Genomic DNA, 20,927 nt, shown 5'->3' with positions numbered 1-20,927 from the left:
AAGAACAGACTTGCAAAGTGAGAAAACCTATGATAAAAAGTATGACAGGCTTTGGCCATGCAGAAAAAGTAACCGGACAGCAGAAGATTACAGTAGAACTTAAATCTGTCAATCACAGATATCTGGATCTGAACATCAAGATGCCGCGTAAATTCAATATGCTGGAGGGACAGGTGCGCAGCCTGATGAAGCAGTATATGCAGCGTGGTAAAGTTGATGTTTTTATTAACTATGAGGATTATACAGGCGGTGGTGTGGCACTGAAATATAATCATGATCTGGCGGCGGCGTATCTTGGATATCTGCAGCAGATGGCGGATGAATTTGGTCTGGAGAATGACATCCGTGTATCAGCTCTTTCCCGTTATCCGGAGATTCTGACGATGGAGGAGCAGACGGTAGACGAGGAGGAACTGTGGAAATCTCTGGAGGAGCCTCTGAGGGAAGCCTGCGAGAAATTTGTAGAGACCCGCACCAGAGAAGGACAGCATTTGAGAGAGGATCTTCTTATGAAACTGGATGGTCTGGATGAAATGGTCCGCAGAGTGGAGGTACGTTCTCCGGAGGTGGTGCGCATCTATCGAGAGAAACTGGAGCAGAAGGTTCGTGATCTTTTGCAGGACAGCCAGATTGATGACAACCGCATCGCGGCGGAGGTGGTACTGTTTTCGGATAAGATCTGTAATGATGAAGAGACTGTCCGTCTGCACAGTCACATCCTCGGAATGAAGAAAATGCTTGAGGAGCAGGAAGGTGTGGGACGTAAGATGGATTTTATGGCACAGGAGATGAACCGTGAGGCAAATACGATCCTGTCAAAGTCCAGTGACCTTGAAGTCTCTGATATTGCGATCGGTCTTAAGACAGAGATCGAGAAGATCCGCGAGCAGATTCAGAATATTGAGTAATGGAGGCAGACAGTTTCTGTGGCTAAATTAATTAATATAGGATTTGGAAACGTAGTAAATTCCCGCAAGATCGTGGCAGTTGTCAGTCCTGATGCTGCACCGGTGAAGCGAATGGTACAGAGTATCAAGGGTACCCGTTCGCTGATTGATGCAACGCAGGGACGCAAGACCAAGGCTGTGATCGTTACATCTGACGATTATCTTGTTTTGTCTGCACTTCAGCCGGAGACGATTGCCAGGAGATTTGCAGAGGCATATGACTATGAGGAAAGGGAAGAGGAGCATGAGTAAGGGAGTTTTGACCGTAGTATCCGGATTTTCCGGGGCCGGAAAGGGTACAGTGATGAGACGTCTGCTCGAGAAGTATGACGACTGTGTACTTTCCATATCTGTCACTACCAGGAAACCGCGAGAGGGAGAAGTGGATGGCAGAGATTATTTTTTCAGAACAAAAGAAGAAGTAGAGGCAATGATCGAGGCAGATGAGCTGCTGGAGTATGCTCAGTATGTAGAGAATTATTACGGAACTCCGCGTGCTTATGTAGAAGAGATGCTTTCCAGAGGTAAGAATGTGATCCTGGAGATTGAGATCCAGGGTGCCATGAAGATCAAGGAAAAAATCTCAGACACCGTTCTGGTATTTGTGACACCGCCAACGATCCGGGAACTTAAGAACCGTCTGGTAGGAAGAGGTACCGAAACGCAGGCTGTGATCGAGTCACGTCTCAGAAGAGCAGCTGAGGAGGCAGAGGGAATCGAATCTTACGATTATCTGCTCGTGAATGATGTTGTGGAGAATTGTGTGGATGAACTTCATGAGATTATCCTGAGTGAAAGACGCCGTGCAGAGCGCAACGGAGAATTTATCAGGACGATTCAGAAGGAATCCCGCGAATTTTTTAAATAAAATAAAACTGACACATGAAAGGAGATTTTTAATATGATACATCCGTCATATACAGAACTGATTCAGGCAATCAACAACAATGCAGAGGAAGATGATAACACAATGATGCTCAACAGCCGTTATTCTCTGGTACTGGCAACCAGCAAGAGAGCAAGACAGCTGATCGCAGGAAGTGAGCCGCTTGTTGATGGTGCAGCAGGTAAGAAACCGCTTGCTATCGCCATTGATGAATTATACAAGGGCAAAGTCAAAATCGTAGCAACATCTGAGGAAGAAGAGACACAGGAAGCTGCACCGGCTGTTTCTGAAGAAACTGCAGAGACTGCAGAGGCTGTAACAGAAGAAACAAACGAAGAAAATAATCAGTAAAGTATGATAATCAGAAGGCAGTTTGTCTTCTGATTATGTGTATCAGGAGATTTATTATGAAAATTTTATTTATATCACTGGGTTGTGACAAGAACCTTGCGGATTCAGAGGAGATGCTGGGTCTTCTTACGGGAAGCGGGCATGAGATCGTTGATTCAGAGGAAGAGGCAGAAGCGATTGTGATCAACACGTGCTGTTTCATTCATGATGCCAAGGAGGAGAGTGTCAACACGATCCTTGAAATGGCAGAATACAAGAAGACCGGTAAATGTAAGGCACTGGTCGTAACAGGCTGCATGGCACAGCGCTATAAAGAAGAAATCACACAGGAAATCCCGGAGGTGGATGCGGTTCTTGGAACAACCTCCTACGGGGATATTGTAAAGGCATTAAATGAAGTGCAGGCGGGTCATGTTTTTCAGGAATTCCGCGATATCAATGAACTTCCGGAGGATTCCGGCAGACGGGTACTGACGACAGGTGGTCATTTTGGATATCTCAAGATTGCAGAAGGCTGTGACAAGCATTGTACTTACTGTATCATCCCGTCTCTTCGAGGCAGTTTCAGAAGTGTTCCGGAGGAACGTCTTCTTGCGCAGGCAGAATATATGGCTTCTCAGGGAGTGAAGGAACTGATTCTTGTAGCACAGGAAACTACTGTTTATGGTACGGATCTCTACGGCAGGAAAACACTTCACATTCTGCTCAAGAAGCTCTGCCAGATCAGGGGAATCCGCTGGATACGTGTTCTCTACTGTTATCCGGAGGAGATTTATGATGAGCTGATTCAGGTCATGAAGGAAGAAAAGAAGATATGTAATTATCTTGATCTTCCGATCCAGCATGCAAGCGACCGGATTCTTAAGAGAATGGGACGCCGTACCACCAGAAAGCAGCTTACAGATATCATTACAAAGCTTCGCCGCGAAATTCCGGATATTGTGCTCCGTACTTCTCTGATCACAGGTTTCCCGGGTGAGACACAGGAGGATCATGAGGAACTGATGGAATTTGTGGACGAGATGGAATTTGACCGTCTTGGCGTATTTACCTATTCTCCGGAAGAAGGAACACCGGCGGAGAGTATGGAAGGACAGGTTCCGGAGGAAGTCAAAGAAGAGCGCAGGGATGAGATCATGTCTCTTCAGCAGGAGATTTCCCTGGAGAAAGGCAGTGAGCGGATCGGACAGGAGCTTCTTGTTATGATCGAAGGCAAGGTGTCCGGCGAGAGTGCCTACATTGGAAGAACTTATGCAGATGCACCGAAGGTAGACGGTTATCTCTTTGTTCAGACAGGAGAGCTTCTTGTAACTGGTGATTTTGCCCGTGTCCGCGTGACCGGTGCACTGGAATACGATTTGATAGGAGAGTTGGCTGATGAATACACCGAATAAACTGACAGTGGCAAGAATGATCATGGTGCCGTTTCTTGTAGTGTTTCTTTTGACAGGATGGGGTGGAGAGGCAAATCGTTATATCTCTCTTATCCTTTTTGTGGCAGCAAGTATTACGGACTGGTTTGACGGATATCTGGCCCGCAAAAATCATTTAGTGACGAATTTTGGTAAATTTATGGATCCTCTTGCAGACAAGCTTCTGGTCTGCTCTGCAATGATCTGTATGATCGAGCTTGGCAGACTTCCGGCCTGGTTTGTGATCATCATTATCGGAAGAGAATTTATTATCAGTGGATTTCGTCTGATCGCTGCAGAGAACGGGATTGTTATTGCGGCGAACTACTGGGGCAAGTTCAAGACCGTATCACAGATGATCATGATCATTCTGTTGATCCTGCACTTTGATCTTTCTGTGTTTGTGATCCTGGAGCAGATTTTTATCTGGCTCTCTCTTGCACTTACCGTTATTTCACTTATGACTTACATCTGGCAGAACCGCAGCGTTCTGTCCATGCAGGAATAACCTGCAGCAAAACAGGAGGCTTATCTAAATGATAACAGAGCTGATTTCTGTGGGAACAGAAATACTTCTTGGAAACATTGTAAATACCAACAGTGCATATCTTTCCGAAAAATGTGCACAGCTTGGGCTGTCTGTCTATTATCAGACAGTAGTGGGCGACAATGAGGCACGTATGCGGGAAACCATTCAGACAGCACTGGACCGTTCGGATGTCGTAATTCTGACAGGAGGTCTCGGACCGACAGAGGATGATCTGACGAAGGAAGTCACGGCTGATGTGATGGGAATGAAGTTTGTGGAGGATCTTCACAGCAAAGAGCTGATGGAGGAATATCTTAAGAAGTATAAGAAGAATAATCCACAGAGAAAGATCACAGCAAACAATTATAAGCAGGCGATGGTTCCAAAGGGGGCGATCGTTCTGGATAATCATAATGGTACAGCACCGGGACTGATCCTTGAGAAAAAGGGTAAAACAGCAATTCTTCTTCCCGGACCTCCAGGTGAGATGAAACCGATGTTTGAAGAGTCTGTTTTCCCGTATCTGCGTGAGAAACAGCCGGAGATCATTTATTCTCAGATGGTGAAGATCTGCTCGATCGGTGAAAGCCAGGTTGCAGAGGAAATTCAGGACCTGATCGAGAAACAGACAAATCCGACGATCGCACCATATGCCAAGACAGGTGAAGTACATCTTCGTATTACCGCCAAGGGTAAGAATGAGAAGGAATGTCAGAAACTCATTAAACCTGTTGTCAAAGAACTGAAGGCAAGATTCGGAAGAAACGTTTTTGCGACGGAAGAATCCAAAACTCTGGAGGAAGCTGTGGTAGATATGCTGAAAGAACAGGAAATGACACTTTCTCTGGCAGAGTCCTGTACAGGTGGTGCGATCGCCGCAAGGATCGTTAATGTATCAGGAGCTTCTGAGGTATTTCTTCAGGGCATGGTCACTTACAGCAACAAAGCCAAGAGAAGATGCCTTGATGTCAGCAAGTCCACGCTTAAGAAGCATGGAGCTGTGTCCGAGGAATGTGCGGCAGAAATGGCAAAGGGCGGACGTAAGGCGGCAGAGACGGATATCTGCCTTTCCGTTACAGGAATCGCAGGACCGGGCGGCGGAACAAAAGAAAAACCTGTCGGAACCGTCTTTATGGGCTGCTCCTATAAGGGCTGTACCAGGGTGAGAGAGTTCCATTTCCAGGGAAACCGTGCGAGAGTGAGAGAACAGACCGTTGCGCACGGACTGGCATTTTTGCGCGACTGCATGATGGAACGCGCGGATAAGAAAAATAAATAAAGCCTATATGATAAGATAAAGTCCATGACAAAAGTTATGGGCTTTTTTTAAGAATGCGACATTGCAATTACGGTGTCAAAATACAGAGACAAGATACCAGAATACATATATGAGAAGCTGCTTACAATACGGGTAGAGCCGTATTGATGTGTATATCGCAGAGAGTACGGGCATAATAATTGAGTAAATAATTGATTCAAAACTGGGTTTATGATACAATATAATCAAGAAATAAGGATATTTGTATGAACCCAGTTATTGATATAGAATGACTGGGGTGTTATATTCTTATGAATAATAATATAAATTCTAAAGAACAGAAGGAGGTTGATTATATGGCATTAGCACAGAAACGAAATCCAGGTTGCATTATTACTTATGGCAAAGAAAAAACATTTTTTAAAAAAGTAAATGAAAATCGACCAACTGAGGCATTTTGGAATGAGTGTGAACAGTTACGCAAAAATTTGAATACAGAATCAATTAATGCACTGAATGAGCTGATGGACAAGGAAGATTAATGGATAATCAAGAACTAAACTTTATCGAACTGAATCAATCGAAAGTCACAGATGAAGTGATACAGCAGTTTGATTGTGGAAACGAGGACATGACAGAATATCTGCATAAATATGCGAAAAATGATTCAATAGAGGGTAAAGGTGTTACATACGTTCTGGTGGCAGAAGACAGAAAGCGTATTTATGCTTATGCAACTATTAAAGCGTATAGTTTATACTATTATGATGATGCAGAGAAGTATCACACAAAAGAAATGAATGATGAAGGAAAACTTTTATTGGCTATTCCAGCAGTCGAGATAAAGATGTTTGCAATCAGTAGAAAACTGAAAGGTCAGGTAGCATATTTACTTGATCCGGTAAAACAACAACATTATTCAAGCATTTTTTTCAAATGGTTTCTTGAGCATTTATATTATATGTCAATGAATACTATCGGATTTCAGATGGTATTTCTTAGAGCAAATGATGAGGGAGAAAGACTCTATAGAAATAATAGATTTATAGAGTGTGATGAATATTTGAGTACATATGATGCGAAAGCAGAAGGATGTACTTCTTTAGCAATAACCTTGTCAGAGATTGAAGATGTTATTTTTTAATAGGCATATCAGGGAGGTACAATCCTTGGCATGCCTATTTTTTTACGTTTTGTTGGGGATTAAATGTCGAACTTTGTCGAAGGAAGTTTCTTGTGTTGCTAATATTACAAGCATAAACTGAAAGAAATATCAAAGATATTGAGAAAGTGATTAATTGTATAGGAATGTTGGACTCTGATGCTTATCAATAACAGCACTTGAGGTATGTTCTTAAAAGTAGTAAATCAAATAAATCACTGGAAAAACTTATTCAAAAAATATATATAGACACACAAAAAAAGTAAGGTCATAGGAATCCAGCGAAAGAAGTGCCAATATTTTAGTTGAGTCTGCGATGTCCATGGTTCAATAATATTGTCTGGGATTTAAGAACGGGAGGATGTGACTCGGAATGAGCCACACCCTCCCGTTTTACCGGATCATACGCATAAGCCGGACGATCTGATCGAGTTTTGCAGCTTCGCTGGGGGATTTTCCGGTTTTAAGAACACTCAGTATTGTTGAAATTTCATCAGGAGAAAAATTAAGTCCATTCTGCCTGCCCTGTGCAGCTGCACTCATCAGAAAAGGAAGCATATCTGAGGGAGATCTGCCTCCGCTTTGTCCCGCGAGATTCTGAAGAAGAGCAAGTTTTGACGGGTCAATGTTATTGAGCCTGGGATCATTCTGCCAGTTCTGTTCCAGAGGTATCACCTTCTTCCATACCGGAGCTGTTCATCACCTGCATTAATTGTATCATCACGAGAAAATTGCTGATCTGATCGATCTGTTCCCGGCTTCTGCCATAGCTGAATTTACGGATATCATCCAAAAGATCCGAAGGAGAAGCAGAAGGAGAGGCGCAGATCTGCATCTCTGGCGGTCTGCCCTGAAACAGAGCCATGGTGTTTGAAAGCTCTCTTGCTTTTGTAAATACAGAGAGAACCTGCTGACTTCTGGGCGGAAGATATGGAATAAAGGCCTTCAGCATCTGTGACTGGTCATCAGAAACCAGCTGGTCAAATCTGGTCTGGGAGATCATTTCTTCTTCCATAAAATAAGGCTCCTTTTTTATATGAAGATATGCTTTTTGTTTTTAGATTATGACAGAGAGGCATGGCCTGACATAAGATAAATGGTAGGAAAAACAGGAGAGAGGATCCGTATGGACGACAAAAAAGAAAAACTGGTACTGGATGGAAACGCTTTTTATGAACTGGACATGGAATGTCTGAAAAATAAACAGAAAAAACTGCAGAGAGAAAAAGAGCGAAATGCAGAAAAAGACAGACAAAGGCAGAGGAAATGATCCTCTGCTTTTTGCCTGTTATGCCCTTACAGGAATAGAATCAGCAGCCACAGTTGTTGCCGCATCCGCAGCTGCATCCACAACCGCAGCCATTGTTGCTGCCGTATCCGCCGCAGAGAAGAAGCAGAACGAGGATGATCCAGCAATTATCACCATTTCCGCATCCACCGCAACTATTGCCATATCCGTTATTTCCGCAGCAACACATAAGAATGATGATCCAGAGAATGCAGCTGCAGGAGGAACCGCCGCCAAAAAGACTGGTTCCGCAGCCACAGTCGCTGCCGCATCCGCACCCGTTATTACATCCACAATCGTTGTTGCATCCACAGTTTGTAGCAGCTAAATCACTCATTATAAAATCCTCCGGCTTTTTGTCTACAGTTCATTTTATGTGAGAAGGATGTCCGGCGTGATAAAATCCGGTTGCAAAAGAAACGTTCATAGGATATAATTACCCGGGTAATACAGCAGAAAAGGAGAGGGTGGAATGGCAGACAGAGGACTGTTTGATATGCACTGTCATATAGTTCCGTTGGTAGATGACGGAGCACAGAGTGTGAAAGAAGCCTTTGCCATGCTTCAGATGGAGTATGAGCAGGGTGTGCGTAAAATTATTGTAACTCCGCATTTCAGACGGGAGATGTTTGAGACCTCGCCGGAGATTGTCAAAAAACATTTCCTGGTATTAAGACGACTTGCCGAAAAGATCGGACCGGATCTTAAAGTCTTTCTGGGCTGTGAGTTTCATGCGAATGTAGAAATGCTGGAATACCTGCACGCTGACAGAGTGTATTCGATGGCAGGATCCAGATATGTACTTACAGAATTTTCTGCAAGTACAGAGGAAAAGTATATCAGGGACAGAATATATGAGCTGCTTTCCAGTGGATATAAACCGATCGTGGCACATATTGAGCGTTATAAATGCATGAAGGACATAGAACTGGTTGAGTATCTCGTAAATAAGGGAGCCTATATGCAGGTCAACGCAGACAGTGTGATCGGAAAAAACGGACATGGAGTGAAGAAATACTGTGGAAAGCTTCTTGAGGATGAGCTTGTACAGTTTATTGGTTCAGACTGCCATGGCAGCAAACGCCGTGTCACAAGGATCGGAGATGCCTATGCCTATGTTTCAAAGAAGTTTGGGCGTCAGGCGGCAGATGAGATATTTATCGATAATCCGCAGGAAATCCTGGATAATGCGAAGCACTGTTTATCACTTTAAGTTGTTAAACTAGAAAGAAAACACACTTGACAAACAAAAAGTCAATTTGTATACTTTTAGAAGTATATGAAACAGCTTTGAAGGGAAGAAGTAACAGAAGCAACACACACAGAGAGCAGCCGGACGGTGAGAGGCGCGTGCAGAACTTGCTGTGAATACATCCCGGAGCTTCGCACCGAAATTCTGCAGTAGGCTGCGACGGAATGGCACTCGTTATCGTGCTCAATGAGGCAGGAGTTTTTTCTGCGAAGTTAGGTGGTATCACGGGACCCGGTTCTCGTCCTAAGAAGGACAGGAACCGGGCTTTTTTAATAACAGGAGGAACATATTATGACAGTATGGGAAGAACTTAAGGCGAGAGGCCTGATTGCCCAGGTAACAGATGAAGACGAGATCAAAGAAATGGTAAATAACGGAAAGGCAACCTTCTACATTGGCTTTGACCCTACAGCAGACAGTCTTCATGTAGGACATTTTATGGCACTCTGCCTGATGAAACGTCTTCAGATGGCAGGCAACCGTCCGATCGCACTTCTCGGCGGCGGTACCGGTATGATCGGTGACCCGTCCGGAAGAACAGATATGCGTCAGATGATGACAAAAGAAACCATCCAGCACAACATTGACTGCTTCAAGAAACAGATGTCCCGTTTCATCGATTTCTCCGATGGTAAAGCACTGATGGTCAACAATGCTGACTGGCTTCTGGATCTGAACTATGTAGATATGCTTCGCGATGTAGGAGCACATTTCTCTGTAAACCGTATGCTGACAGCAGAGTGCTATAAACAGCGTATGGAGAGAGGTTTAAGCTTCCTTGAGTTCAACTACATGATCATGCAGAGCTACGACTTTTACATGTTATACCAGAAATATGGCTGCAATATGCAGTTTGGTGGAGATGACCAGTGGAGCAACATGCTTGGCGGTACAGAACTGATCCGTCGTAAGCTGGGCAAGGATGCATATGCCATGACGATCACTCTTCTTCTGAACTCAGAAGGAAAGAAGATGGGTAAAACACAGTCCGGTGCTGTATGGCTTGATCCGAACAAGACTTCTCCGTTCGATTTCTATCAGTACTGGAGAAATGTGGATGATGCAGATGTTATCAAATGTATGCGTCTTCTTACCTTCCTTCCGATCGAGCAGATCGATGAGATGGCAGCATGGGAAGGCAGCCAGCTGAATAAGGCCAAAGAAATCCTTGCATATGAACTGACAAACCTGGTTCATGGTGAGGAGGAAGCAAAGAAAGCACAGGAAGGTGCAAGAGCACTGTTTTCCGGCGGGGCTGACACTGCACATATGCCAACCACAGAACTCACAGATGAAGATTTTACCGAAGAGGGAACTATCGATCTTATCACAATGCTGATCAAAGCAGGCCTTGTTCCGACCCGTTCTGAAGGACGCCGTGCGATCGAGCAGGGTGGAGTTTCTATTGATGGCGAGAAGATCACAGACATTAAGCACGTTGTCGCAAAAGACAGCCTCACAGGTGACGGCATTGTCCTGAAACGTGGTAAGAAGAAATTCAACAAGGTTTGTGTTAAATAGGAGGAAATGATCATGAAGAAATACGGGGTAAACGAACTTCGTCAGATGTTTCTTGACTTCATGGAGAGCAAAGGACATCTTGTAATGAAAAGCTTCTCTCTGGTACCGCAGGGAGATAAGAGCCTTCTGCTGATCAATGCAGGTATGGCTCCACTGAAACCATATTTCACAGGTGCGGAGAAACCACCAAGAACAAGAGTCAGCACATGCCAGAAATGTATCCGTACAGGTGATATTGAGAATGTTGGTAAGACAGCACGTCATGGTACATTCTTTGAAATGCTTGGAAACTTTTCTTTTGGAGATTATTTCAAGAAAGAGGCAATTCACTGGTCTTGGGAATTTCTGACAGAAGTTGTAGGTCTTGATCCGAACAGACTTTATCCATCCGTATACCTGGAGGATGATGAAGCATTTGATATCTGGAACAAAGAAGTAGGAATCCCGGCAGACAGAATCTTCCGTTTTGGGAAAGAGGATAACTTCTGGGAGCATGGTGCAGGTCCCTGCGGTCCTTGTTCAGAAATCTACTATGATCGTGGAGAGAAATATGGCTGCGGCAAACCAGGCTGTACAGTAGGCTGCGACTGCGACCGTTATATGGAAGTATGGAACAACGTATTCACACAGTTTGAGAATGACGGAAATGGAAATTATACGACTCTGAAACAGAAAAACATTGATACAGGTATGGGCCTTGAGCGTCTGGCAGTTGTTGTACAGGATGTGGATTCTATCTTTGATGTGGATACTATCTGTGCACTTCGTAACCTGGTATGCGAGATCGCAGGCAAGGAATACGAGAAAAACTATCAAGATGATGTTTCCATCCGTCTGATCACAGACCATATCCGTTCTGCTACATTTATGATCTCCGATGGTATCATGCCGACAAACGAAGGCCGTGGATATGTACTTCGTCGTCTGATCCGTCGTGCTGCCCGTCACGGACGTCTTCTGGGAATCAAGGGAACCTTCCTTTCAAAACTCAGTGAAGAAGTGATCAACGGTTCCAAGGCAGGTTATCCGGAACTGGAAGAAAAGAAAGAATTTATCTTCAAGGTTCTGACAAACGAAGAAAATCAGTTTAATAAGACCATCGATCAGGGCTTACGCATTCTTGCTGATATGGAAGAAGAGATGAAGGCAGCCGGAGAAAAGACTCTTTCCGGAGACAATGCATTCAAACTGTATGATACTTATGGATTCCCTCTTGACCTTACCAAGGAAATCCTTGAGGAAAAGGGATATGGAATTGATGAAGACGGTTTCCAGAAGGCTATGGAAGAGCAGAGAGTGAAGGCACGTACAGCACGTGAGGTAACTAACTATATGGGAGCTGATGCTACTGTATATGATGAGATCGATGTCAATGTAACCACAGAATTTGTAGGTTACGATCATCTCACATACGATTCAGAGATCACAGTTCTTACGACAGAGAAAGAGATTGCAGCTTCTTTGATGGAAGGTCAGAAAGGTACTGTATTTGTAAAAGAAACACCGTTCTACGCTACCATGGGTGGTCAGGAAGGTGACTGTGGTGTGATCGAGACTGCAAATGGCAGATTTGTGGTAGAGGATACCATCAAGCTTCGTGGCGGTAAATTCGGTCATGTCGGACATATGGAATCCGGAATGCTTTCCACAGGGGAGACAGTAACTCTTAAAGTCAACGAACAGGCACGCCGTGATACAGAGAAAAACCACAGTGCAACACATCTTCTTCAGAAGGCACTTAAAACAGTTCTCGGTTCTCATGTAGAACAGAAGGGTTCTCTTGTAACTCCGGACAGACTTCGTTTCGACTTTGCACATTTTCAGGCAATGACACCGGAAGAGATCGCTCAGACAGAAGCACTTGTAAACAAAGAAATTCAGGCGGCTCTTCCTGTAGTGACAGACGTTATGGATATTGAGGAAGCCAAGAAATCCGGAGCAATGGCTTTGTTTGGTGAGAAATACGACCAGAAAGTACGTGTTGTATCCATGGGAGATTTCTCAAGAGAGCTCTGTGGTGGTACACATGTCAAGAATACAAGCACTATCATGCTTTTCAAGATCGTTTCTGAGGCTGGTGTTGCAGCAGGTGTACGTCGTATCGAGGCACTGACAGGAAACGGAGTTATTGAATATTATAAGAAACAGGAAGCTATGCTGCATGAGGCTGCCAAAGCTCTTAAGGCTCAGCCGGCAGAAGTTGCAGAGAAGATCACACATCTTCAGGCAGAAGTAAAATCTCTTCAGAGCGAAAATGAATCTCTCAAGAGCAAACTGGCACAGGGATCCCTCGGCGATGTTATGAACCAGGTTGTAGAGGTTAAGGGAGTGAAGCTTCTTGCTGCCAAAGTAGAAGGTGTTGATATGAATGGACTTCGTGACCTTGGCGACCAGCTCAAAGAAAAGCTTGGAGAGGGCGTTGTTGTTCTTGCGGCTGTAAATGGCGGCAAAGTAAACCTTCTTGCCATGGCTACCGATGCAGCACAGAAGGCCGGAGCACATGCTGGAAATCTGATCAAAGGTGTCGCAGCGATCGCAGGCGGTGGCGGCGGCGGACGTCCGAATATGGCTCAGGCCGGCGGAAAGAATCCGGAAAAAGCACAGGAAGCAATCGATGCAGCAGCAGGAATCCTGGAGCAGCAGATTCACTAAAAAACACGAAAATTGACGGAAAAGAATTTTTTTCTAAAATTAGCCAAAATATATGTTGACGAATGTTATCACTATGTTATATAATAACACTCGTGCAAGAAAAATACCCAGACAGTTGTATTTTAGCACAATCTACAACTGGAGGGAGGTTAGGTGTGAGTCTATGTCAAACGTTATCGTAAAAGAAAACGAGACTTTAGATAGCGCTCTTCGCAGATTCAAGAGAAGCTGTGCTAAAGCAGGTATCCAGCAGGAAATCCGTAAGAGAGAGCATTACGAGAAACCAAGTGTTCGTCGTAAGAAAAAATCTGAAGCCGCAAGAAAACGTAAATATAATTAATTGTGCGCAAAAATCCCTGGCGATATATCCGTCAGGGATTTTTAAGATTTTACCGGAATAAATAACTTATAAGAACAGGGGGCAGCAAAGGTACAGGATGAGTTATGTTATGCGTTTTTTAAAAAAAATTCTTAAACTTCTGTTTAATAGAATTTTTTATGTTGCAGCTGCCCTGTTGCTCCAGCTTGGCTGGCTTTTGATCATGGCATGGAGGCTGGCGGCATATTCAAAATATATTTCAAATGCGATTGCAGTCATCAGCATTCTGGTCGTACTCTGGATCGTTAATAAAAAGATCAATCCATCCTATAAGCTTGGCTGGACGATCCTGATCCTGACAGTGCCTGTATTTGGCGTACTGTTGTATCTGCTGTTTGGAAAGTCAAGAATCGCGCAGGCGATCCAGTACAGATACGCCCAGGTTCAGGAAGAGAGTCTTCCTTACATGAGGCAGGATGAGAAAACCTTCGAAGAGCTCAAAGAACAGGGAGAGAGTGCGGCAGTTCAGTCCAGATACATTCATCGGTATTCCGGCTTTCCGGTCCATGGCAATACAACGGCAGAATATTTTCAGGTCGGCGATGATATGTTTCCGGTTCTGGTACGGGAGCTGGAGCAGGCACAGCATTATATTTATATTGAGTATTTTATCATCAATGACGGTGTGATGTGGAGAACAATCCTTGATATTCTGGAGCGTAAGGCGAAGGAAGGTGTGGATGTCCGCCTGATCTATGATGGATTTGGCTGTCTTACAACGCTCCCGAACAGATATGACAAGATTCTTCAGGAAAAAGGCATCAAATGTGTGATCTTCAATCCGTTCCGGCCGATCTTGAATATTGTTCAGAATAACCGTGATCACCGTAAGATCTGCGTGATCGATGGCAAAACAGGTTTTACCGGTGGAATCAATCTTGCAGATGAGTACATCAATCAGAAGGAGCGGTTTGGGCACTGGAAGGACACTGCAGTCATGTTGAAAGGTGAGGCTGTCTGGAATATGACAGTCATGTTTATGCATATGTGGAGTGTGGTCAATGGTTCGAGAACTCCTATGGAGCATGAGCTTCATATGCCGCACAGATACCATCCGGAAGCCTTTGAGGAGGATGGTTTTGTACAGCCGTACAGTGATACTCCTCTGGATGGAGAAGTGCTTGGTGAGAATGTATATCTGAATATCATTAACCGTGCGAGAAAATATGTCTATATCTGTACGCCGTATCTGATCATTGATAATGAGATGATGACGGCACTCTGCCTGGCAGCCAAAAGTGGCGTGGACGTTCGGATCATGACACCGGGAGTGCCTGATAAGAAGATGGTTTTTCTGCTGACGCAGTCTTATTATGAGCAGCTTCTTGAAGCAGGAGTGCGGGTTTATGAGTATCAGCCGGGCTTTCTGCATGCGAAATCGTTTGTCTGTGATGATGAGATCGCAGTTGTCGGAACGATCAATCTGGATTACCGAAGCCTGTATCTCCATTTTGAGAATGGTGTCTGGTTTTATAAGAATAAAGTGGTCGCGGATATTTTTCAGGATTTCAAAGAAACACTGAATTACTGCGATCCCATTAATATTGAATTTTGCAAAAACAGAAATATTCTGGTTCGTGGATTTCAGAGTATCCTCAGACTTCTGGCTCCACTTTTGTAGGAAATTTCGGCAGGAATGTGAGAATCCTTTATGGAGTGCATCGCATTCCTTTTTTGTTTTATTCAGGTATATTTTTGCAGGGAAGATTTTACAATAGTAGGGAGAAGTAAAAAGAGGTATCGCATGAAGCTTTATAAGAGGATAAAAAAGACGATATCTGTTTTTCTGTTATGCAGTATTGTGCTTTGCAGTATTCCTGTGCAGGCGGAAGAAAATGCGGTGGAAATTTCTGCTCCCGGAGCTGTATTAATGGAGCCGGAGACCAAAACCATTCTTTATGAAAAGGACAAAGATACCAGAAGAAGTCCGGCAAGTGTCACAAAGATCATGACACTTCTTCTGATCTTTGATCATCTGAAAAGTGGAAATCTGCATCTTACCGATACGGTGACGACAAGTGCACATGCCAGATCCATGGGTGGCTCCCAGGTGTTTCTGGAAGAGGGAGAAACACAGGATGTGGAAACCATGATCAAATGCATCGTAGTGGCTTCGGGCAATGATGCGAGTGTTGCGATGGCAGAGCATATCGCGGGCAGCGAGGAGAGCTTTGTGAAGGAGATGAACAAAAGGGCGGATGAGCTGGGAATGAAGAATACACATTTTGTTGACTGCTGTGGTCTGACAGATTCCGATGATCATTATACGACGGCGTATGATATTGCACTTATGAGCCGGGAACTGATTCTGAACTACCCGGAGATTTTTGAATATTCTTCTATCTGGATGGAAAACATTACGCATGTCACAAGGCAGGGCAGCAAGGAATTCGGACTCACCAATACAAACCGCCTGATCCGGACCTATCCGGGATGCATCGGACTTAAAACAGGAAGCACCAGCAAAGCCAAATTCTGCCTCAGTGCGGTGGCAGAGAAAAATAATCTGATGCTGATTTCTGTGATCATGGCGGCACCGGATTATAAAGCCAGACTGAAAGATGCGGCAGCACTTCTGGACTATGGGTTTGCCAGATGCAGTCTTTATGTAGATGAAGAGGGGGTAAAACTTCCGAAGCTTCCAGTCAGAAAAGGAAAAAAAGAAGAAGTCTCTCTCTCCTGTCAGGGGATTTTTCGCTATCTGGATACAGACGGGCGGGATTTTTCTGAAGTGAAAAAAGAAATGAAGATTCCCCAAAAGACGGAAGCTCCGGTTCAAAAAGGGGCGAAAGCCGGAGAAATCATTTATTCTGCCGGAGGCAAGGAATTTGGACGTATGGAGATCGTTTACGGAGAAACGGTTGAGCGTGCCGGGTATTCAGACAGTCTTGGTAAAGTTATAAATTATCTGTGGTTGATGCAAAGTAACTGTTCACAGGTAATATCCCGCGAGGTGTTTTGCCATGAATATGGCAAAATCCCGAGACATACGGGGCAAAATGCCATCACCGAAGGTGATTTGGAATGCATTTTGACCAAGTTACTGCGAACGAAGTGAACAGTAACGATGCAAAACCACAGGCGGAGTGAGCAGTAACAATCTTTTGACAAAGAGACTCTGTGAGAGTTATAATAATACTCGAATGTGTAAGCAAAAACTAGGAGAAGAAAACTATGAAAGAAATCAGAACAGTAGATGCAGTTGGGCAGATTCTGTGCCATGATATCACACAGATCATCAAAGATCAGAAAAAGGGAGTTTTATTTAAAAAGGGGCATGTTGTAAGAGAAGAAGATATACCGGCGCTTCTTTCGGTAGGAAAAGAGCATCTTTTCGTGTGGGAGAAGAAAGAGGGGATGTTGCACGAAAACGAGGCGGCCGAGATCCTCTATAAGATCTCAGCAGGAGAGCATATGCACGGAAGTGAGATCAAAGAGGGTAAGATTGAGCTGATCGCAGATTGTGACGGTCTTCTCAAGATACGCAGAGATGCACTGCAGGCGGTGAATTCTCTGGGAGAAATGATGATCGCGTCCAGACATGGCGATTTCCCGGTCAGAAAGGGAGATAAGATTGCAGGAACCCGTATCATTCCGTTGGTCATCGAAAAGGAAAAGATGGATCGCGCAGAGAAAGTAGCAGGAGAGACACCGATTTTTTCCATTCTTCCGTTCCGAAACAAAAAAGCGGGGATCGTTACCACCGGCAGTGAGGTACAAAAAGGACTGATCAAGGATACTTTTACACCGGTGCTCAGAGAGAAGCTTGATGAGTATGCCTGTTCGGTTGTCGGTCAGACTACTCCCGGAGATGACAGAAAACAGATTACAGAAGATATTCTGAACTTTATCAGAGAAGGTGCCGATCTTGTGATCTGCAGCGGAGGAATGAGCGTGGATCCGGATGACCGTACACCGGGTGCGATCAAGGATACAGGAGCGGAGATTGTTACTTACGGAGCACCGGTACTGCCGGGGGCAATGCTTCTTCTGGCTTATTATAAGACAGAAGACCGGACGGTTCCGATCCTGGGACTTCCGGGATGTGTAATGTATGCCAAAAGAACAGTCTTTGATCTGATCCTTCCGCGCGTTATGGCAGATGACAGAATCTGTGCGAAAGAGATTTCTGCCTATGGGGAGGGCGGACTTTGTCTTAACTGCCAGACCTGTACATTTCCAAACTGTGGATTCGGCAAATAAAAACATGAAGGAGTCACATGAAGACATTCAGAACCAGAACCTATGAGATTCATTCCAGAAAACTGAAAAGTGGACAGAAAGTAAGATTTGCCTTTCTGACAGATCTTCATGGTATGACCTATGGCAATAACCATCAGTATCTGTATGAGGAGATTCTTCGGCAGAAGCCGGATGCTGTGCTTGTTGCGGGAGATATGATCGTAACCAGAGAAAAAGAAACACTTCAGACGGCGGCAGGACTTCTGGTCCGTCTGAGTGAACGTGTTCCGGTTTTTTATGCACTTGGAAATCACGAGTATAAGATGCTTCTGAATCCGGAGGTCAGGCAGCAGTATCTGAATTATGAACGTCTGCTTACCAGTGCAGGAGTCTGCTTTCTTCATAATGAGCACATATTTTCAAGGTTTGGGGGAACGGATTTTATATTTTATGGACTGGAGCTTCCAATCGAATATTATCATAAGCCGAATTCTCCGGCACTGAGTCTCACTGCCCTGGAAGAGTTAATCGGAACACCCTCGAAAGCGGGAATACATATTCTGCTGGCGCATAATCCAAAATATGGGAATACCTATCTTTCCTGGGGGGCAGATCTTATTCTGTCAGGACACTACCACGGGGGGATTTTGCGCTTCAATGAGAATCACGGACTGACCTGCCCGCAGTACCTCCTTTTTCCTCCGTACTGCTGCGGCAGATTTCAGAGCGGCAGAAGTACGATGATCGTCAGTGCCGGCCTTGGGGAACATACGATACCGATACGGCTTCATAATCCACGGGAGCTGCTTGTGATCGAATTTTGCCCGACAGAAAGAAAGTCCCATAAGACAGGAAGGAAATTACTATATGGCAATACCGGTAAAGATTAATGTGTTTGAAGGGCCTCTGGATCTTCTGCTGCATCTGATCGACAAAAATAAAATCGATATTTATGATATCCCGATCGTAGAGATCACAGATCAGTATATGGAATATATCCACTCCATGGAAAAAGAAGATCTGGGGATCATGAGCGAATTTCTGGTCATGGCGGCAACACTTCTTGATATCAAGTGCAGAATGCTTCTTCCGAAAGAAGTGAACGAAGAGGGCGAGGAAGAAGATCCGAGAGAGGAACTCGTCCAGAAGCTTCTGGAATATAAGATGTACAAATATATGTCCTATGAACTGAAAGACAAAATGGACGGGGCGGTAGGGGTGTTTTATAAGCAGCCTACGATCCCGGCAGAAGTGATGAAATATAGAGAGCCGGTAGATCCGAGGGAACTTCTGGCGGGACTTACCCTGGAGAAACTACATAGCATTTACCAGTCGATCCTTAAGAAACAGGAAGATAAGATCGATCCGATCCGAAGCAGATTCGGGACGATCGAGAAAGAAGAGGTCAGTCTGTCCGAAAAGATGCTGGAGATGAAGGAATATGCCGGAGGCCACAGGAAATTCAGCTTCCGGCAGCTTCTTGTCGGTCAGAAATCAAGAGTGCAGCTGATCGTAACATTTCTGTCAATTCTGGAGCTTATGAAAATGGGATATATTCATGTGGAACAGGATGCATTGTTTGATGATATTCTGGTAGAGGTGGTCCGGGAGCCGCAGGAGTGGACACATCTGACAGAGTTTGCAGATGAGTAAAAAATAAAGATTGAGGAATTATATGGAGATAAAGAAACTAGAAGCGGCGATAGAGGCGGTTTTGTTTACGATGGGAGAGTCTGTGGAATTGTCTCAGATCGCGGGTGCGATCCAGCAGGATAAGGAAACGACAAGAAAAATCATTCATAATATGATGGACCGTTATCAGGCGGAGGAGCGCGGGATTCAGATTATTGAACTGGAGCAGTCCTATCAGATGTGTACAAAGAAAGAATACTATGAATGTCTGATCCGTCTGGCTCTGCATCCTAAGAAGCCGGCATTAACAGATGTCATGCTGGAAACGCTCTCGATCATTGCGTACAAGCAGCCGGTCACAAAGGCAGAGATCGAGAAAATCCGAGGTGTAAAATGCGACCATGCAATCAACAAGCTGATGGAGTATGAGCTTGTAAGAGAACTTGGACGACTGGATGCCCCGGGGCGGCCGATCCTTCTTGGAACTACGGAAGAGTTTCTGCGCTGTTTCGGTGTACAGGGACTGGATGAGCTTCCGACTGTGGATCCGGTCCGTTTGGAAGATTTTAAGGCAGAAGCGGAAGAAGAGATACAGCTTCGCCTGGATGTTTAGGAGGAAATTAAAATGCCTACGACGTATGCACATGATCTGTTCGGCAAGAAGATTTATCACGAACTTCCGGTGGAGATGCAGACGGTCATCCGAAGAAATGTCAATCTGTACAGGATCGGTCTCCACGGACCGGATATTCTGTTTTATCATATGCTGAAACCGGAAGTATCCAAAACCGGAATCCGAATGCACAAGGAAATAGCTGCTCCTTTTTTTGAAAGAGGCATGGCACTTGTGCGGGATACACATGATGAGAAACTTCTGGCATATCTGCTTGGGTTCGGATGCCATTATCTTCTGGACAGTGCCTGCCATCCTTATATTGAGGATATGGCAGACAAAAAGGTGATCACGCATACCCTTCTGGAGAAAGAATTTGACCGGATGCTTATGCTGAAAACGCACAAAAATCCATATCATTACTATCCGGCGTGTGGTGTGATACCAAGAATCACGTATGCCAGAGTGATCCACCGGGCAATTCCGAAGGTGACCTCAGGTGAGATCCTGACTTCCTTAAGCCGTATGAAATTTATCACAAACTGTATGGTCTATGATAATAAAGGCAGACGAAAGAAACTCCTCACGGTAATTTCCAGACTCGCGGGCAGGAAGCTGTCTGATTCTGTGATGGAGTATTTTATGGCGAAGGATCCGGTTCCCGGAAGTGCAGTTCCGGTACACAACTTATATGGACTTTATGAAGGGGAAGTCCGGGAAGCACCCGGATATCTGGAAGAACTTTTTAATCTTTCCAGAGAAGACCGCCCTCTTTCCGAAAGATGGCACAGGACATATAGCGGTTGAATTGTTACTGTTCACTCCGTTCACAGTAACTTGGTCAAAATGCATTCCAAATCACC

General features: G+C 44.6%; 24 protein-coding genes and 1 other annotated feature. Of the genes, 22 read left to right on the top strand and 2 right to left on the bottom strand.

Translation table 11 applies throughout. The features are described 5' to 3' along the window. The first annotated feature begins 29 nt into the window (after positions 1 to 29). The 9 genes from LIR34_RS15090 to LIR34_RS15050 all read left to right on the top strand — a co-directional run bounded on the left by LIR34_RS15090 (position 30) and on the right by LIR34_RS15050 (position 6,527). Positions 30 to 908 carry a YicC/YloC family endoribonuclease gene (locus LIR34_RS15090; RefSeq protein WP_173902365.1) on the top strand — a complete coding sequence of 293 codons (879 nt, stop codon included), beginning with the start codon at positions 30 to 32 and terminating at the stop codon, positions 906 to 908. An 18-nt stretch (positions 909 to 926) separates the two neighbouring features. Next, a complete protein-coding gene (locus tag LIR34_RS15085; RefSeq protein WP_161284733.1) occupies positions 927 to 1,199 on the top strand; it encodes a DUF370 domain-containing protein in 273 nt (90 codons plus the stop codon). Next, the gene (gmk, locus tag LIR34_RS15080) at positions 1,192 to 1,815 is read left to right on the top strand and encodes a guanylate kinase (protein WP_161284732.1); all 624 of its coding nucleotides are present in this window, start codon (positions 1,192 to 1,194) and stop codon (positions 1,813 to 1,815) included. Before LIR34_RS15085 ends, gmk begins: the two co-directional genes overlap by 8 nt. A 33-nt stretch (positions 1,816 to 1,848) precedes the next feature. Then, positions 1,849 to 2,184, top strand: a complete 336-nt coding sequence (gene rpoZ / locus LIR34_RS15075; RefSeq protein WP_161284731.1) for a DNA-directed RNA polymerase subunit omega — start codon at positions 1,849 to 1,851, stop codon at positions 2,182 to 2,184. A 56-nt stretch (positions 2,185 to 2,240) separates the two neighbouring features. Beyond that, positions 2,241 to 3,578, top strand: a complete 1,338-nt coding sequence (rimO, locus tag LIR34_RS15070) for a 30S ribosomal protein S12 methylthiotransferase RimO (protein ID WP_173902364.1) — start codon at positions 2,241 to 2,243, stop codon at positions 3,576 to 3,578. Continuing rightward, positions 3,562 to 4,104, top strand: coding sequence for a CDP-diacylglycerol--glycerol-3-phosphate 3-phosphatidyltransferase (pgsA, locus tag LIR34_RS15065; RefSeq protein WP_161284729.1), 543 nt, complete (start codon positions 3,562 to 3,564; stop codon positions 4,102 to 4,104). The genes rimO and pgsA overlap by 17 nt, the downstream gene beginning before the upstream one ends. Before the next feature lie 28 nt (positions 4,105 to 4,132). After that, positions 4,133 to 5,404 carry a competence/damage-inducible protein A gene (locus LIR34_RS15060; protein WP_173902363.1) on the top strand — a complete coding sequence of 424 codons (1,272 nt, stop codon included), beginning with the start codon at positions 4,133 to 4,135 and terminating at the stop codon, positions 5,402 to 5,404. A 335-nt stretch (positions 5,405 to 5,739) separates the two neighbouring features. Then, positions 5,740 to 5,925: a hypothetical protein gene (locus tag LIR34_RS15055; protein WP_173902362.1), complete on the top strand. Its 186-nt coding sequence runs from the start codon at positions 5,740 to 5,742 to the stop codon at positions 5,923 to 5,925. After that, the gene (locus LIR34_RS15050; protein WP_173902361.1) at positions 5,925 to 6,527 is read left to right on the top strand and encodes a hypothetical protein; all 603 of its coding nucleotides are present in this window, start codon (positions 5,925 to 5,927) and stop codon (positions 6,525 to 6,527) included. The genes LIR34_RS15055 and LIR34_RS15050 overlap by 1 nt, the downstream gene beginning before the upstream one ends. Positions 6,528 to 6,938: 411 nt before the next feature. Here LIR34_RS15050 and LIR34_RS15045 read toward each other — a convergent pair whose 3' ends face one another. Next, positions 6,939 to 7,103 (bottom strand): hypothetical protein, encoded by a 165-nt coding sequence (locus tag LIR34_RS15045; protein WP_243149064.1) that lies wholly within the window; start codon positions 7,101 to 7,103, stop codon positions 6,939 to 6,941. A gap of 85 nt (positions 7,104 to 7,188) precedes the next feature. After that, a complete protein-coding gene (locus LIR34_RS15040; RefSeq protein WP_173902360.1) occupies positions 7,189 to 7,560 on the bottom strand; it encodes a hypothetical protein in 372 nt (123 codons plus the stop codon). An 81-nt stretch (positions 7,561 to 7,641) separates the two neighbouring features. Between LIR34_RS15040 and LIR34_RS15035 the strand changes: the two genes are divergently transcribed. From LIR34_RS15035 to LIR34_RS14975, 13 genes are all read left to right on the top strand, one after another. Then, complete coding sequence (locus LIR34_RS15035; protein WP_173902359.1) at positions 7,642 to 7,815, top strand: hypothetical protein; 174 nt, start codon at positions 7,642 to 7,644, stop codon at positions 7,813 to 7,815. Beyond that, positions 7,781 to 8,161, top strand: coding sequence for a hypothetical protein (locus LIR34_RS18135; protein ID WP_330659952.1), 381 nt, complete (start codon positions 7,781 to 7,783; stop codon positions 8,159 to 8,161). The genes LIR34_RS15035 and LIR34_RS18135 overlap by 35 nt, the downstream gene beginning before the upstream one ends. 144 nt (positions 8,162 to 8,305) lie before the next feature. Continuing rightward, positions 8,306 to 9,046: a CpsB/CapC family capsule biosynthesis tyrosine phosphatase gene (locus tag LIR34_RS15025; protein WP_161284725.1), complete on the top strand. Its 741-nt coding sequence runs from the start codon at positions 8,306 to 8,308 to the stop codon at positions 9,044 to 9,046. 68 nt (positions 9,047 to 9,114) lie between these two features. Further along, positions 9,115 to 9,334: a binding site (T-box leader), on the top strand. Between the two features lie 42 nt (positions 9,335 to 9,376). Then, entirely contained in the window at positions 9,377 to 10,606 is a 1,230-nt protein-coding gene (gene tyrS, locus LIR34_RS15020) for a tyrosine--tRNA ligase (protein WP_161284724.1), read from the top strand. A gap of 12 nt (positions 10,607 to 10,618) precedes the next feature. Beyond that, positions 10,619 to 13,258, top strand: coding sequence for an alanine--tRNA ligase (gene alaS, locus LIR34_RS15015; RefSeq protein ID WP_173902357.1), 2,640 nt, complete (start codon positions 10,619 to 10,621; stop codon positions 13,256 to 13,258). A 163-nt stretch (positions 13,259 to 13,421) separates the two neighbouring features. Next, positions 13,422 to 13,598 carry a 30S ribosomal protein S21 gene (rpsU, locus tag LIR34_RS15010; protein WP_004222305.1) on the top strand — a complete coding sequence of 59 codons (177 nt, stop codon included), beginning with the start codon at positions 13,422 to 13,424 and terminating at the stop codon, positions 13,596 to 13,598. A gap of 109 nt (positions 13,599 to 13,707) precedes the next feature. After that, on the top strand, positions 13,708 to 15,258 hold the full coding sequence (cls, locus tag LIR34_RS15005; RefSeq protein ID WP_244092253.1) for a cardiolipin synthase: 1,551 nt from the start codon (positions 13,708 to 13,710) through the stop codon (positions 15,256 to 15,258). 123 nt (positions 15,259 to 15,381) lie between these two features. After that, positions 15,382 to 16,695, top strand: coding sequence for a D-alanyl-D-alanine carboxypeptidase family protein (locus tag LIR34_RS15000; RefSeq protein WP_173902355.1), 1,314 nt, complete (start codon positions 15,382 to 15,384; stop codon positions 16,693 to 16,695). Positions 16,696 to 16,811: 116 nt separating this feature from the next. Continuing rightward, the gene (locus LIR34_RS14995; RefSeq protein WP_173902354.1) at positions 16,812 to 17,840 is read left to right on the top strand and encodes a molybdopterin-binding protein; all 1,029 of its coding nucleotides are present in this window, start codon (positions 16,812 to 16,814) and stop codon (positions 17,838 to 17,840) included. A gap of 17 nt (positions 17,841 to 17,857) precedes the next feature. Further along, a complete protein-coding gene (locus LIR34_RS14990) occupies positions 17,858 to 18,709 on the top strand; it encodes a metallophosphoesterase (protein ID WP_173902353.1) in 852 nt (283 codons plus the stop codon). Then, a complete protein-coding gene (locus LIR34_RS14985; RefSeq protein ID WP_173902352.1) occupies positions 18,687 to 19,472 on the top strand; it encodes a segregation and condensation protein A in 786 nt (261 codons plus the stop codon). The genes LIR34_RS14990 and LIR34_RS14985 overlap by 23 nt, the downstream gene beginning before the upstream one ends. Before the next feature lie 22 nt (positions 19,473 to 19,494). Continuing rightward, the gene (gene scpB / locus LIR34_RS14980) at positions 19,495 to 20,064 is read left to right on the top strand and encodes an SMC-Scp complex subunit ScpB (protein ID WP_161284717.1); all 570 of its coding nucleotides are present in this window, start codon (positions 19,495 to 19,497) and stop codon (positions 20,062 to 20,064) included. Positions 20,065 to 20,076: 12 nt separating this feature from the next. Next, positions 20,077 to 20,871, top strand: coding sequence for a zinc dependent phospholipase C family protein (locus LIR34_RS14975; protein ID WP_173902351.1), 795 nt, complete (start codon positions 20,077 to 20,079; stop codon positions 20,869 to 20,871). The last annotated feature ends 56 nt before the right edge of the window (positions 20,872 to 20,927 follow it).

The sequence above is a fragment of the Blautia sp. MSK17_66 genome (assembly GCF_020538025.1).
Lineage (GTDB): Bacteria > Bacillota > Clostridia > Lachnospirales > Lachnospiraceae > Blautia_A.
Note: the sequence above shows the minus strand (reverse complement) of the source record. Positions and strands in the feature narration are given on the sequence as shown.